The organism is Halobacillus shinanisalinarum (assembly GCF_022919835.1).
GTDB lineage: Bacteria > Bacillota > Bacilli > Bacillales > Halobacillaceae > Halobacillus_A > Halobacillus_A shinanisalinarum.
This window is the reverse complement of record NZ_CP095074.1, coordinates 245,819-260,592: the sequence shown is the minus strand read 5'-3', so window position 1 is coordinate 260,592 and position 14,774 is coordinate 245,819. Positions and strand designations below refer to the sequence as shown.

The 14,774-nt window shown below is 41.4% G+C and carries 12 protein-coding genes; 9 read left to right on the top strand and 3 right to left on the bottom strand.

Annotated elements, in window-relative coordinates:
* Nucleotides 1-94: 94 nt before the first annotated feature.
* Nucleotides 95-1,444 (top strand): aspartate kinase, encoded by a 1,350-nt coding sequence (locus MUO14_RS01400; protein ID WP_244753302.1) that lies wholly within the window; start codon nucleotides 95-97, stop codon nucleotides 1,442-1,444.
* A gap of 19 nt (nucleotides 1,445-1,463) precedes the next feature.
* On the opposite strand, the gene MUO14_RS01395 is transcribed toward MUO14_RS01400, so the two are convergent.
* The 3 genes from MUO14_RS01395 to MUO14_RS01385 form a co-directional block, all read right to left on the bottom strand.
* The gene (locus MUO14_RS01395; RefSeq protein ID WP_244753301.1) at nucleotides 1,464-2,210 is read right to left on the bottom strand and encodes a 3'-5' exonuclease; all 747 of its coding nucleotides are present in this window, start codon (nucleotides 2,208-2,210) and stop codon (nucleotides 1,464-1,466) included.
* Nucleotides 2,210-4,117: a DUF294 nucleotidyltransferase-like domain-containing protein gene (locus MUO14_RS01390; RefSeq protein WP_244753300.1), complete on the bottom strand. Its 1,908-nt coding sequence runs from the start codon at nucleotides 4,115-4,117 to the stop codon at nucleotides 2,210-2,212. Before MUO14_RS01390 ends, MUO14_RS01395 begins: the two co-directional genes overlap by 1 nt.
* 190 nt (nucleotides 4,118-4,307) lie before the next feature.
* Nucleotides 4,308-4,541, bottom strand: coding sequence for a DUF2627 domain-containing protein (locus MUO14_RS01385; RefSeq protein ID WP_244753299.1), 234 nt, complete (start codon nucleotides 4,539-4,541; stop codon nucleotides 4,308-4,310).
* Between the two features lie 139 nt (nucleotides 4,542-4,680).
* On the opposite strand from MUO14_RS01385, the gene MUO14_RS01380 reads away from it, so the two are divergent.
* From MUO14_RS01380 to MUO14_RS01345, 8 genes are all read left to right on the top strand, one after another.
* Nucleotides 4,681-6,750 (top strand): sigma 54-interacting transcriptional regulator, encoded by a 2,070-nt coding sequence (locus tag MUO14_RS01380; RefSeq protein WP_244753298.1) that lies wholly within the window; start codon nucleotides 4,681-4,683, stop codon nucleotides 6,748-6,750.
* A 47-nt stretch (nucleotides 6,751-6,797) separates the two neighbouring features.
* On the top strand, nucleotides 6,798-7,697 hold the full coding sequence (gene yqiS, locus MUO14_RS01375) for a phosphate butyryltransferase (protein ID WP_244753297.1): 900 nt from the start codon (nucleotides 6,798-6,800) through the stop codon (nucleotides 7,695-7,697).
* A 15-nt stretch (nucleotides 7,698-7,712) separates the two neighbouring features.
* Nucleotides 7,713-8,807: a Leu/Phe/Val dehydrogenase gene (gene bcd / locus MUO14_RS01370; RefSeq protein ID WP_244753296.1), complete on the top strand. Its 1,095-nt coding sequence runs from the start codon at nucleotides 7,713-7,715 to the stop codon at nucleotides 8,805-8,807.
* 21 nt (nucleotides 8,808-8,828) lie between these two features.
* Nucleotides 8,829-9,914 (top strand): butyrate kinase, encoded by a 1,086-nt coding sequence (gene buk / locus MUO14_RS01365; RefSeq protein WP_244753295.1) that lies wholly within the window; start codon nucleotides 8,829-8,831, stop codon nucleotides 9,912-9,914.
* Nucleotides 9,915-9,932: 18 nt separating this feature from the next.
* A complete protein-coding gene (lpdA, locus tag MUO14_RS01360) occupies nucleotides 9,933-11,354 on the top strand; it encodes a dihydrolipoyl dehydrogenase (RefSeq protein WP_244753294.1) in 1,422 nt (473 codons plus the stop codon).
* Between the two features lie 75 nt (nucleotides 11,355-11,429).
* On the top strand, nucleotides 11,430-12,368 hold the full coding sequence (locus MUO14_RS01355) for a thiamine pyrophosphate-dependent dehydrogenase E1 component subunit alpha (protein ID WP_244755438.1): 939 nt from the start codon (nucleotides 11,430-11,432) through the stop codon (nucleotides 12,366-12,368).
* An 18-nt stretch (nucleotides 12,369-12,386) separates the two neighbouring features.
* The gene (locus MUO14_RS01350; RefSeq protein ID WP_244753293.1) at nucleotides 12,387-13,370 is read left to right on the top strand and encodes an alpha-ketoacid dehydrogenase subunit beta; all 984 of its coding nucleotides are present in this window, start codon (nucleotides 12,387-12,389) and stop codon (nucleotides 13,368-13,370) included.
* A gap of 18 nt (nucleotides 13,371-13,388) precedes the next feature.
* Complete coding sequence (locus tag MUO14_RS01345) at nucleotides 13,389-14,699, top strand: dihydrolipoamide acetyltransferase family protein (RefSeq protein WP_244753292.1); 1,311 nt, start codon at nucleotides 13,389-13,391, stop codon at nucleotides 14,697-14,699.
* Nucleotides 14,700-14,774 lie beyond the last annotated feature (75 nt).

The window sequence follows — 14,774 nt, the reverse complement described above, 5'->3', positions numbered from 1 at the left end:
ATGGAGAGGGATTTTTAATTTTCAAATAGAAAGCGTTTATGATACAATTCTTAATTATTAATTACTTTAGTTCATGAATTGAGGAGTTGTACATATGAAAGTAGTAAAGTTTGGGGGAAGCTCAGTAGCTGATGCAAGTCAGTTGAAAAAAGTGACAAATATTATCAAGAGTGATGATAGCAGAAAAGTAATTGTCGTCTCAGCTCCAGGTAAAAGGAGCGCGAATGATACAAAAACAACAGATTTATTAATATCCTTAGGTGAATCCATAAACAATGGAAATAAAGACGAACAGATTTACAACAAGGTGATGGATCGTTTCGCTGATATTGGTAAGGACTTGAATATTTCTAACGAGGTTCTGGAAAGTATTGAACAAAGAATTAAAGAAGCATGTGAAGCCACCTCTCTTGATTATATAGCTGGTATGAATGCTCTTAAGTCTTGTGGAGAAGATGGTACGGCCTTACTTTTAAGTGCTTATTTACAATCAAGTGGACTGGAATCATCTTATGTTAACCCGAAAGAGGCAGGAATCCTTGTTAGTGATGAGCCAGGCGGAGCATTGGTACTCGATGAAAGCTTTGATCAATTATATGAACTCAGAAAACGTGACGAAATTTTGGTCATTCCAGGATTCTTTGGATATACACCAGAAGGAAAGCTGGTAACGTTTTCTCGAGGGGGCTCAGATATTACAGGGTCAATCGTCGCAGCAGGGGTCAAAGCAGAGTTATATGAAAACTTCACTGATGTAGATTCTGTTTTTTGTGTTAACCCAACAATCGTAGACAATCCTAAAAAGTTAACGACATTAACATACAAGGAAATGCGGGAACTTTCTTACGCTGGTTTTTCTGTATTTCATGATGAAGCTTTAATTCCCGCTTTTAAGGAAAAGATTCCTGTATGCATTAAAAATACAAATAATCCAGCTGGACAAGGCACGATGATTGTTAATAAGCGTGAAGAAAAAGACGGCCATGTCATTGGAATTGCGAGTGATAAAGGCTTTTTAAACCTATATGTAAGTAAGTACCTGATGAACCGTGAGCTCGGCTTTGGGCGTAAACTGCTGCAAATATTAGAAGATGAAGGGATTTCGTTTGAACATGCTCCTTCAGGGATTGATGACATGTCAGTTATTATTCGTGAACACCAATTGCCTAAGGAGAAAGAGGCTGTTGTAACGAGGCGGATTGCGGAAGAGTTGCATGTGGATACCATAACGGTGGAAAAGGATATGGCCATGGTCATGCTCGTCGGTGAAGGGATGAACCAAACGATAGGTATTGCTAGCCAAGCAGCTACTGCTTTTAGACATGCGAACGTAAACATTGAAATGATCAACCAGGGTTCGTCTGAAGTATCTATGATGTTCGGGATTAAGTCAGATGGATTAGCATCAGCTGTTCAATCACTTTATCGGACATTTTTCAGCTAATAAGAAGCGAGAAGGTCTTTTACTTAGACTTTCTCGCTTTTTTTGTGTTTTCCAGCCTGTTCTTTAGCTCTCCATATGTTTGAATGCCGTTTTGTACAGAGTGCTCGAGCAATTTAAAAAATAATTCAGAGGTCATCATCGCATCATTTAAAGCGTGATGACGTTCTCTTTTTTCGATATGAAATTGTTTTAATAACGGATCAAGCTGATGTCTCTTTGTAGGGAAAAGCCATTGAGCCATGGTTTGTGAATCAATTACGGCTTGATCATAATGAGGCAGCTTCCAACGCTTAAGCATAGATTGTAGAAACCGCATGTCAAACTTAGCTGGGTGAGCAACAAGAATCGAACCTTTACTAAATTCGATGAAATGCTTAAAGCTTTCAACAAAAGAGTGTCCATCAGCAAGCTGTTCACGGGTTAGTCCTGTCAATTTTAATGTCGCTTTAGAGACGGGTCTAATAGGCTTGATAATATGGTGAAACGTATCAATATGACAGGCCTCAAGACCATGGATTCGAACAGCGCCGATTGATATAATCTCATGGCCGATTTCAGGAATAAAACCAGTCGTTTCTAAATCAAAGATGGTATAATCAATATTCTGCAAATTTGTTAGCTCTAAGTTTGGTTCCTCATTATCCAAATGTAATATTTCAGTTAGTTCTTGATAAGCCGCCCAATTGAATTGAGGACGAATTTTGTACGTATAAATCGGTTTTTCAAAAAAAATATACTTTAAAATTTGCAAGTCAATAGGAAGCATTACTTCACCCGATTCCTATTATAGCTAAGTTCAAGCACTTGTTGAAGACGTTTAGCTATCAGTAACGCATCCTTTAAGGAACGTCGTTCGACTTTGTTAAGTTGAATGAGTCGTAAATCATTAGAAAGAGGTTCCTGATTCTGCAGCTGGTTTAAATTTTCTTTCAAACGAAATAACATAAGCCGGTGTAAGGCAAGCTTGGTGTTTTCTACATCTCTAGGGTGAAATCGTTCTTGTTCAGCTAACGCATCTAATCGATTGATTGTATTAATTGATTCAACCCCATACTTCATGCTATAAATCCGTATTGCATTGACAATTTGCATAATGGCTGATTTTTTAAGGTTTAAGGTGCGTTTCTTCCCGACTCCGGAAATTCTTCCAAATGGTTGGACAGGGACGCGGAATCGCAACGTGTCTTTCATGAGTAATTGGTGTAATCCTAAGGATCGCTGCACGAGCTGTGTTACATATTTTTTTAAATCATAGGCGAGTGAAAAATCCCCAGAAATAGGGCGAAAGTCCATGAAAATTGTGAAATCTCTTATTTCTTCGGCATCCATTTTTTTAATCCAGTCGTTGATGCTGTTGTGCCACTCACTCATTTGCTGTCTCCATTTGTCTTCTTTCGCCATGATCCCTCCCGTGCAGTAAGGATAGCCACACTCATTTAACATGGCATTAATTTTCTGTGAGAAATAGAGAAAGTATTGTTCGATATGCTGCTTATTCCTTGAATGGTTATAATCTGAGAGAATCATCCCATTATCTTGATCTGTTGAAAAGGCTTGTTCCTTGCGACCTTCGCTGCCCATTACCAGGAAACAATAGTTGATAGGAGGAGTTCCGTAACCTTCTGCAATCATTTCATCTTCTGCAATTTGGACGATTTGCTTGTGGATTCGATCATTGTAGTTTGTCATTAGTTCAGCAATGTCGTAGGCGAACATTTGCTCATCAATCAAGCTTGCAACAAACTGCTGGAAACCTTGGTTATAAACTGGAGAAAGGGCTTTAATTTCGTCAACACTCGTTGCATTAGAGATGCGGTACGTCATATCGAAATACACAGAGTTTTTGATCGTAAAAAAGGAGGATTGCCTTAGTATTCCAACAATTTTGTCCTTATGGTGAACAGGGATGATTTCTGTTGGATGATGCTTTAAGTAACTTAAAGCATCATAAATGAATTCCTGATCACTTATTGAATACGACTCTTCTGACATATGATCGTTGACGGAATCTTGGTGGTTGTTTTCAAAATAGGCCTTTAAAAGATCTCCATAACCGATCATTCCGAGCAGGCTTTCACGATCTTCACTAACAATCAGCGCTTCAACCTTCTGCTGTTGCAACATTCTCGCGGCTTTTTCCACTGATTCTGTCGGATGGATGAAAGTAGGGGGTTCCATATAAGCGCCGGCTCTTTTTTTATAAAGTTCACGGTCATCCTGTTCATCTGTTGAACTTTTATACTTAATTTCATCGTAAAGGCTTTTCATAAGGTGGCTGATTCCGTCCAAGACTACTTTGGAAAATTGGGTATTGTTCGACATGATCTTAAGAAAAGAGGCTTGGTCAAAACAAAGTGTTTTCACAGGTTCGAGGGCTTGAACAGAGAACCTCATCTCTCCGCTTGTTAGAAGAATCATGACTCCGACTAAATCCCCTGGGTAGTAAAAGCGGACGGAAAGCTGTCGTCCGTTAGATCGGTGCATAATATTTTGGGCTAAACCCGAAACGAGAAAATGAATATCAATCATGTCATTGTTTTCATCTTCATGGATAATAAATTCATTTGTACTATATTCTTTAACAACAGCATGACCAAATATCTCTTCAAATTCTTTATTTGTTAATAATTCAAATGGATATTGATTTCGGTAGAATTCAAATGGGTGGCTCACATAGCAGCACTCCTTTTACATTAAATAAGAGCGTATAATTGTTCTGATGTTTAGTACGCAAGAGAAAATACGAGTTTACCCCTCACGGGTAGCAGGATCGTCCACTATTGAAATAGGACGTTTTGCTTTTGGTCGAATCCCTTTTAATGATCCCTTTTCGTTTTCTTAAAAAGAAGTAGAGCCAACAGCTCTACTTCTTTTTAAAGCGTCCCTTGGTAAGGTTTCTTTTACGGTCACGATGAAGGATAAAACCACCAATAAACGCAATCCCTCCTATAACAAAAAGTACCCCTATACTTCCTTGAATGGCTACGTGAAAAAACATCGGGTGAAATACATTAAATAAGGCATCCCGGATTAATTTTATTCCAATAACAGCAATAACCCCAGGTGTAACTAGTAATAGTAAAGCAATAATTCGCATGAAACTGTTCTCCTTTGTCAATCAATCATTACCTAGTATATCAAAAGGAGGTTGAACTGAAAATAGAACCATCCCTTGCTAAAATATGCATAATAAGATACGATTGAATTGCGCAAAATATTGCAGGATGTGATGATATATGAAACGTGTGCTCATTGTCGGAGCTGGCAAAGGCGGTATGGCCTTGATGCAGTTATTAAAAGAGACAGATCGTATGACTGTCGTCGCTGTTACGGATATCAATCCTGAAGCTGAAGGGCTTAGGCAGGCTGTATCACTTGGAATTGCTACTGGTGAAAACTGGCGTGACTTTATACATAACAATATAGATATTGTCATCGAGGCAACAGGAAGTGAGCAAGTTTTTGAGGCTATTCGTGCTGAACGTTCGAGCAAAACGGTATTGATTCCCGGGGACGTCGCCTATATTACATCAGAGTTATTGGAGGAGAAGGAATCCCTACTTACAGAGCTGAAACAGCAAACAGATAATCAAACATTGATTTTAAATAGTATTCATGATGGTATGATCGTCATTGACGCAAATGAGCATGTTTCTTTTATGAATAAGAGCGGTGAGCGGATTCTTAGGAAAAACAGGCGTGAGGTTATTGGAGAACACGTAAATAAAGTAATTCCAGATTCAAGGCTGCCGCGTTTATTATCAACACAGCGTAAAGAGGTAAACCAAAAACTTCAGCTCAAAAATGGGAATAAAGTGATCACTACAAGGATTCCTATTGTAGGAGGCAATAAGAAGGTAATCGGTGCTTATGCGGTGTTTAAAGATATTACAGAAGTCGTGGATTTAGCAGAAGAGATCACGGATTTGAAAGAAGTAAAAACAATGCTCGAAGCAATAATACAGTCTTCAGACGAAGCCATTTCCGTAGTAGATGAAAATGGAAACGGTTTAATGGTAAACCCTGCCTACACTCGAATTACTGGACTTACCGAAAAGGAAATCATCGGAAGACCTGCGACCGTTGACATTTCTGAAGGAGAAAGTATGCACTTGAAGGTTCTTAAAACACGTCGGCCAGTCCGAGGTGTCCGAATGAAGGTAGGGCCTTCAGATAAAGATGTGTTAGTCAATGTGGCTCCTGTTATCGTTGATGGAAAACTAAAGGGAAGTGTTGGTGTCCTCCATGATGTAACAGAAATTCAATCCTTAACGAGTGAATTGAGGAGGGCACGACAAATAATAAGAAGTCTCGAGGCGAAATATACCTTTGATGATATCATCGGTGATTCACAGGAAATGACATTACCCCTTGAGCAAGCAAAGGTGGGGGCAAGAACACCAGCGACTGTCCTTCTACGGGGTGAGTCAGGTACAGGTAAAGAATTATTTGCGCACGCCATTCATAATGAAAGTAAGCGGAAGCACAATAAGTTTATTCGTGTAAACTGTGCAGCTATTGCTGAAACGCTGCTTGAGAGTGAGCTTTTTGGTTACGAGGACGGCGCATTTCCCGGTGCAAAACGGAACGGGAGAAAAGGATTTTTCGAAGAAGCAAATAATGGCAGTATCTTTCTGGATGAAATCGGCGAACTGAGCTTAACGATGCAAGCTAAACTTCTTCGTGTTTTGCAGGAAAAGGAGATTGTTCGAGTCGGAGGGACGAAGCCGATCCATGTTGATGTACGGGTGATTGCCGCTACAAATATTAATTTAGAGAAAGCCATTATGAAAAAAAGCTTTAGAGAAGATCTCTATTATCGTCTTAATCGTTTACCTATTTATATTCCACCGCTTCGGGAACGAAAAGAGGATCTCAAACCGCTTACAACTCATTTAGTTCAAAAGTTAAATGAGGATTATGGGAGAAATGTAACGCACATACACGGGTTGGCATTAGAAAAGCTGTGTGAATATGATTGGCCCGGGAATGTAAGAGAGCTTGAGAATATTATTGGCAGAGCAATGATTTATATGGAGAACCATCAAGACATCATTGAAAAAAAACATATTCCCACTCTGTTAAAGAATGAAACGGCTTTTTCAGACATCCAGGGTGAGGAATCTATTTGGCTTGGAGGGACACTGCAGGAGGCAGTCGATGAATATGAGAAGGATCTGCTGGCAGACGCATTCCGCTCCCATAATTTTAATAAAACGAGAACCGCTAAAGCTTTAGGGATTTCAATTCGTAACCTTTATTATAAGCTTGATAAGTATCAGCTTGATAAAGATAGGGCAAAATAATTTTTGTTTTGCAAAAAATTGCATGGTCATTAAAAAGAGGTGAAAAAATGAAGTCATTAGATGATTTGCTTAAAACAATAGATCGGAACAATCTTCAAACCATAGCCGTTGCTCAAGCAGCTGACCATGAGGTGCTGAGGGCGGTTAAACATGCATGTGAGATAAACATTGCAAGATTTCTTTTAGTAGGAGATCAAGACCATATTGAACATCTTGCTGAAGAAGTCGGATTAGATTTATCACAGCCCGGTGTAAGCGTTAAGTCTTCAGCTGAAGACCAGTCTGCTGATGAAGCAGTAAAATCTGTTCGTGAAGGGGAAGCACATGTAGTTATGAAAGGTCATATCGATACGAAGCAGTTACTTAAAGCCGTCCTAAATAAACAATATGGCTTACGGTCAAATCGGGTCCTTTCTCATGTTGCTTTGTTTGAGATTCCAAACAAGGATCGGCTTGTCTTTTTAACAGATTCGGCGATGAATATTGCTCCAACTTTAGATGAGAAGGCTCAAATCGTTAAAAATGTAGTTGAGGTAGCAAATCAGGCGGGCTGGACCCTGCCTAAGGTTGCGCCGCTTGCTGCAGTCGAGGTAGTTAATCCGGCTATGACTGCTACTGAAGATGCAGCGATATTGACGCAAATGAATCGTCGCGGTCAAATCAAAAATTGTATCATAGACGGTCCACTGGCATTTGATAATGCAGTTGATTTGCAAGCTGCTAAGCAAAAAGGGATCAAGTCAGAAGTAGCTGGTGCAGCTGATATATTAATGGTACCAACGATTGAAGTGGCAAATGCATTATATAAGTCGTTTATATATTTTGCCGGTGCGAAGGTAGCTGGTGTAATCAGCGGGGCTAAAGCTCCGATCGTGTTAACATCAAGAGCTGATTCCGCCCAAAGCAAAGTGTATTCATTAGCATTAGCATTACAATCAAGCAAATAATTGGGGGAAATAACAATGGAAATTTTTAAGTATATGACTGAGTATGATTACGAGCAACTACTTTTCTGTCAAGATGAGCAATCAGGCTTGAAAGCGATTATTGCCATTCATGATACGACACTTGGACCTGCGTTAGGCGGCACGCGTATTTGGCATTATGAAACTGAAGAAGCAGCTATTGAAGATGCCCTTCGTCTTGCAAAAGGAATGACGTATAAAAATGCTGCAGCTGGCCTTAACCTCGGCGGTGGAAAGACGGTCATCATCGGGGATCCTAAAACGGTGAAAAATGAAGCTTTGTTCCGTGCCTTTGGTCGTTACATTCAAGGCTTAAACGGACGATACATTACAGCAGAAGATGTCGGAACAACAGTTCAAGATATGGATCTCATTCATGAAGAGACTAATTATGTAACAGGTATCTCTGAAGCATTTGGATCCTCAGGGAATCCGTCTCCTGTAACAGCTTATGGTGTTTACCGCGGAATGAAAGCGGCAGCAAAAGAAGGATTTGGCAGTGATTCTCTTGAAGGTAAAACGATTGCTGTACAAGGTATAGGTAATGTCGCCTTCAACCTATGTCGCCACCTTCACGAAGAAGGCGCGAATTTAATTGTAACGGACATCAATAAAGAGGCCGTTCAGCGTGCAGTGGATGAATTCGGGGCGCGAGCGGTTGAAACGGAAGAAATTTATAGTGTTGACTGCGACATTTATGCCCCTTGTGCGTTGGGTGCAACGATCAACGATGATACAATTCCACAAATTAAAGCCAAAGTAATTGCCGGTGCAGCCAACAACCAATTGAAAGAAACCAGACACGGTGATATTCTTCATGAGCAAGGCGTTGTCTATACACCCGACTATGTGATTAATGCGGGAGGAGTTATAAATGTGGCCGACGAACTGCATGGCTACAATGAAGAACGCGCCATGAAACGTGTGGAAACAATCTACGACAATGTTACACGAGTCTTTGAGATTTCCCGCCGTGATGATATCCCAACTTATAAAGCTGCTGATCGTATGGCTGAAGAGCGGATTGAGCGTATGCGTAAATCTCGTAGCCAATTCCTACAAAACGGTCACCATATTTTAAGCAGAAGATAAGGATAATGGAGGTCAACGATTTTGCAATCACACCGAATACTTGTTATAAATCCTGGTTCTACATCTACTAAAATAGGTGTCTTTGACAATGAGCAAGTCGTATTTGAAAAAACGATCCGACACAAGCCAGAAGAAGTGAATCAGTATAAAAGAATTATTGATCAGTATGAATTTCGAAAACAAGTCATTTTAACTGTACTTGACGAGGAAGGGATGAACATAAGTAAACTTAGCGCCGTGTGCGGGCGCGGAGGTTTGCTTCGGCCTATCGAAGGCGGCACATATGAAGTGAATGATGCCATGCTTGAGGATTTGAAAGAGGGTTACAATGGAGAGCACGCCTCAAATTTAGGCGGAATTATTGCTCATGAGATTGCTAAGGGGTTAAACATCGGAGCCTATATTGTTGATCCAGTTGTTGTAGATGAGCTTGATGAATTGGCCCGTATTTCCGGTGTACCAGAAATACCGAGAAAAAGCATTTTCCATGCTTTAAACCAAAAGGCTGTTGCCAGAAGAGCAGCCAAAGACCTCGAGAAACCTTATAGAAATACTCGATTAATTGTCACACATATGGGTGGAGGGATAACAGTCGGCGCCCACGCGAATGGACGAGTCATCGACGTGAACAACGGACTTCATGGAGATGGGCCCTTTTCACCTGAAAGAGCAGGAACGGTTCCTGCTGGAGACCTTGTTTCCCTTTGTTATTCAGGACAGTTTTATCGTGATGAAGTCATGAAGAAGCTTGTGGGACAAGGCGGCTTAATGGCCTACCTAGATACAAATGATGCGATCGAAGTAGAGAAAATGGTTGAACATGGAGATAAGAAAGCAAAGCTTGTTTACGAGGCTATGGCCTATCAAATTGCTAAAGAAATTGGAAGTATGAGTGTTACTCTTGAAGGGAAAGTAGATGCGATTGTCTTAACTGGCGGCCTGGCCTACGGAAAAGCATTTATAGCTGAAATCTCAAAGCGCATTAGCTGGATTGCGGATGTTCTCGTTTATCCGGGTGAGAATGAATTGGAAGCATTGAATGAAGGAACACTTCGTGTGTTAAACCATGAAGAGATTCCGAAGCACTACCCAAATTTTGCTGAATAGAAGGGAGTAGAGACAAATATGGCAGAAGAGTATGATTTAGTCGTATTAGGTGGAGGCACGGGCGGATATGTTGCTGCCATACGTGCGTCAAAGCTTGGCTTGAAAGTGGCGATTGTTGAGAAACAAGAACTGGGAGGGACATGCCTTCATCGTGGTTGTATTCCTTCTAAAGCACTTTTGCGTAGTGCGGAGGTTTTTCGCCAAACAAAGGAAGCGGAAGACTATGGGGTAACAACAAATGAGCCAACGTTAAACTTTACGAAAGTCCAAGAGCGAAAGCAATCGATTGTAGACACCCTACATAAAGGCGTTCAAGGTCTGATGAAAAAAGGGAAAATCGATGTCATTGAAGGATTTGGACGAATCCTTGGACCTTCTATTTTCTCCCCAACGGCAGGAACGATTTCTGTTGAGATGAACAACGGAGAAGAAAATGAAATGATCGTACCAAAAAATGTGCTAATCGCAACAGGTTCAAGTCCGAAATCACTTCCTGGACTCAAAGTCGATGGAGACCTAGTAATGACATCAGATGAAGCTCTCAATATGAAGGAATTACCTTCATCCATCATTATTGTAGGTGGAGGTGTTATTGGGATTGAGTGGGCATCTATGTTGGCTGACTTTGGGATTAAGGTGACAGTTCTTGAATACTTGCCTCACATTCTCCCAACGGAGGATCAGGATATTTCTAAAGAGATGTTGAAGCAAATGAAGAAAAAAGGTGTCGAGATCGTTACAGATGCCAAAGTTCTTTCGGAGACATTGCAAAAAGATAACGGTGTAGCCATTCAAGCAGAAGTGGATGGGGAAACCGTTACCTATGAGGCCGAACGAATGCTCGTGTCTGTAGGCCGCGCGGCAAATATCAATAATATCGGTCTTGAAAATACGGATATTGAAGTAGAAAATGGCTTCATTCAAACGAATGCAAATTATCAAACAAAAGAATCTCATATTTACGCAATTGGGGATGTCATTGGTGGAATGCAACTGGCTCACGTAGCTTCACATGAAGGTATCATTGCAGTGGAACATATGGCGAATAATCATCCACATCCAATGAACTCTGATCAAGTACCAACATGTATTTATTCAAATCCGGAGGTAGCTAGTGTTGGTTTAACTGAGCAGCAGGCGAAAAAACAAGGATACGAAGTGAAAGTTGGCAAGTTTCCATTTCAGGCAATTGGAAAAGCCCTTGTTTTTGGTGAGACAGATGGTTTTGTAAAAATCATTGCAAATAAAGAGAATGATGACTTACTCGGTGTCCATATGATTGGTCCACATGTGACAGACATGATTTCTGAGGCTGGGCTTGCTAAAGTATTGGACGCGACACCTTGGGAAATCGCTGAAAGCATTCATCCCCATCCAACGCTGTCTGAAGCTATTGGTGAGGCGGCCATGGCCGTTGATGGCAATCAAATACATGGGTAAGAAATAAAAGGAGGGATTCACGTGGCTAAAAATCGCCATAAATCATTAGGATTAAGTGATGATCAAGTGTTGGATATGTATCGCACGATGCTGTTAGCAAGAAAAGTCGATGAACGTATGTGGCTGTTAAACAGAGCAGGTAAAATTCCATTTGTAATCTCTTGTCAAGGTCAAGAGGCAGCTCAAGTTGGTGCCTCTTACGCTCTCGATCGTGAGAAAGATTATGCACTGCCTTACTATCGTGATATGGGAGTGGTGCTTTCCTTTGGAATGACAGTAAAAGACTTAATGCTCTCAGGCTTTGCTAAGGCTGAAGATCCAAACTCAGGTGGCCGTCAAATGCCAGGCCACTTCGGCCAAAAGAAAAACCGCATTGTTACGGGATCTTCTCCTGTAACTACCCAAGTTCCGCATGCTGTAGGCATTGCTTTGGCAGGGAAAATGGAGAAGAAGGATTTCGTTTCTCTAGTAACCTTCGGAGAGGGCTCATCTAACCAGGGGGATTTCCACGAAGGAGCAAACTTTGCCGGGGTTCACAAGCTTCCTGTTATTTTCATGGTGGAAAACAACAAATACGCCATTTCCGTTCCTGTCCAAAAGCAGCTGGCTTGTGAAAAGGTATCCGATAGAGCAATTGGCTACGGCATGCCAGGACATACGGTTGATGGAAATGACCCGCTTGCTGTGTATGAAGTTGTAAAAGCAGGAGCTGACCGCGGTCGTAAAGGGGAAGGCCCATCACTCATAGAAGCGGTATCCTATCGTTTAACACCACACTCTAGTGATGACGATGACCGCACATATCGTGAACGTGATGAAGTGGATGAAGCGAAGAAGAAAGATTCCATCGTTACATTTGCTAATTATTTGCGTGAGCAAAATATTTTAACAGAAGAAAAAGAAACAGAATTGAACGAAGAGCTGAACAATTTAGTCAATGAGGCGACAGATTATGCGGAAAATGCTGCGTACGCTGAAGCTGAATCTGCATTGAACTATGTTTACGAAGAGTAAGGAGGGGGAGGTTTTAAAATGGCAGTCATATCTTATATTCAAGCTGTAACCCAAGCATTGAAAGAGGAGATGCAACGTGATGAGAAAGTATTTGTCCTAGGTGAAGATGTCGGGAAGCGTGGAGGCGTATTCCGTGCTACGGATGGATTGTATGATCAATTTGGGGAGGATCGTGTGTTAGATACCCCGCTAGCTGAATCCGCCATTGCTGGTGTTGGAATCGGTGCGGCAATGCATGGGATGCGTCCGGTTGCTGAAATGCAATTTGCTGATTTTATTATGCCGGCTGTAAACCAAATTATTTCTGAAGCTGCAAAAACTCGTTATCGTTCTAATAATGACTGGAACGTACCCATGACGATTCGTGCCCCTTATGGGGGCGGTGTACATGGCGCCCTTTACCATTCCCAGTCTGTAGAAGCTGTTTTTGCGAATCAACCTGGATTGAAAATTGTCATGCCTTCTACCCCTTATGATGTAAAAGGCCTGCTAAAAGCATCGATTCGTGACAATGATCCCGTCCTTTTCTTCGAGCATAAACGCGCCTATCGTCTCATTAAAGGTGAAGTACCCGAAGATGATTATACCCTGCCTCTAGGGAAAGCTGATGTGAAACGAGAAGGCTCAGACATTACCGTGATTACGTACGGTCTTTGTGTCCACTTTGCTTTACAAGCGGCTGAGAAACTTGAAGAAGAGGGAATCAATGCCCACATCCTCGATTTAAGAACGGTTTACCCGCTTGATCAAGAGGCGATTATCGAAGCCGCTTCTAAAACAGGAAAAGTTTTGCTAGTAACTGAGGATAATAAAGAAGGCGGAATCATTTCTGAAGTGTCAGCGATTATAAGCGAGCATTGCTTGTTTGATTTAGATGCGCCTGTGAAACGATTAGCTGGTCCAGATGTTCCGTCTATGCCATATGCACCTACTATGGAAAAATACTTTATGATGAACCCAGATAAAGTTGAAAAAGCTATGCGCGATTTAGTGGAATTTTAAGAAAAGGAGGAGTTCCTTGTGGGAGTAGAGAAAATCAACATGCCTCAGCTTGGTGAAAGTGTCACAGAAGGTACGATCAATTCGTGGCTTGTACAGCCTGGCGATAAGGTAAATAAATACGATCCAATTGCTGAGGTTATGACAGATAAAGTAAATGCAGAGGTTCCATCCTCATTTACTGGAACGATTAAAGAGCTTGTTGCCCAAGAAGGCGATACCATCGAAGTCGGTGAATTAATGTGTCATATTGAAGTGGAAGGTGCTGGGTCCTCTAGTGTTAAGGACAATGCAGAGGAGAAAACGGAAGATTCTTCTGCTAAGGAAGAAACCCCTAAGAAACAAGTACCAGAGAAAAAAGATACAAAATCAAATCAAGAAAAAGGCAATAAAAAGCGGTATTCCCCAGCAGTCATGACCTTAGCACAAGACAACGACATCGATTTGAACTTGGTTGAGGGTTCAGGACGGGGCGGACGAATTACCCGTAAAGACATCGAGAAGATCATTGCGAGCGGTGACATACCGCAACCTAAAGAGGCGCCAGCTCCTGAACAGACATCTGAAGATACAGCTCCTAAGCAGGAAGCGCCAAAAGCACCGGCAGCTGCTCCGAATGTACAAGCTGGTAAAGGTGACGTAGAGATTCCTGTTACAGGTGTTAGGAAAGCGATCGCACAAAACATGGTCAAATCAACAACAGAAATTCCACATGCCTGGATGATGGTGGAGGTTGATGTCACCAACTTAGTTGAGTTTCGTAACTCACTTAAGAGACAGTTTAAAGAAAAAGAAGGCTATAGCCTAACCTTCTTCTCCTTTTTTGTTAAAGCAGTAGCTCAAGCATTGAAAGACTATCCTCAGCTTAATAGTACATGGGCAGGAGATAAGATCATTCAGCGCAAAGCAATCAATTTAAATATTGCTGTTGCCAAAGAGGATGAACTTTTCGTGCCAGTTATCAAAGATGCGGATGAGAAGAGCATTAAAGGCATTGCACGTGACATCACCGACCTTGCAGGCAAAGCACGCCAAGGCAAGTTAACTTCGAAAGATATGGAAGGTGGAACGTTCACAGTGAACAACACCGGTTCATTTGGTTCAGTGCAATCCATGGGAGTGATCAACCATCCCCAAGCGGCGATCTTGCAAGTTGAATCAATCGTGAAGAAGCCGGTCTATCAGGACGGAATGTTTGGTGCACGCGATATGGTCAATTTATGTCTATCCTTAGACCATAGAGTGCTGGATGGTCTAGTAGCAGGCAATTTCTTAGCTAGAGTAAAAGAAATTCTTGAAAGCATGTCTAAAGAGCATACATCTGTTTATTAAAATTTTGCGCCTCAGATCATTCTGGGGCTATTTTTTTGGTCAAATATGCAATTAATCTAAATTTCGCGCAATTAA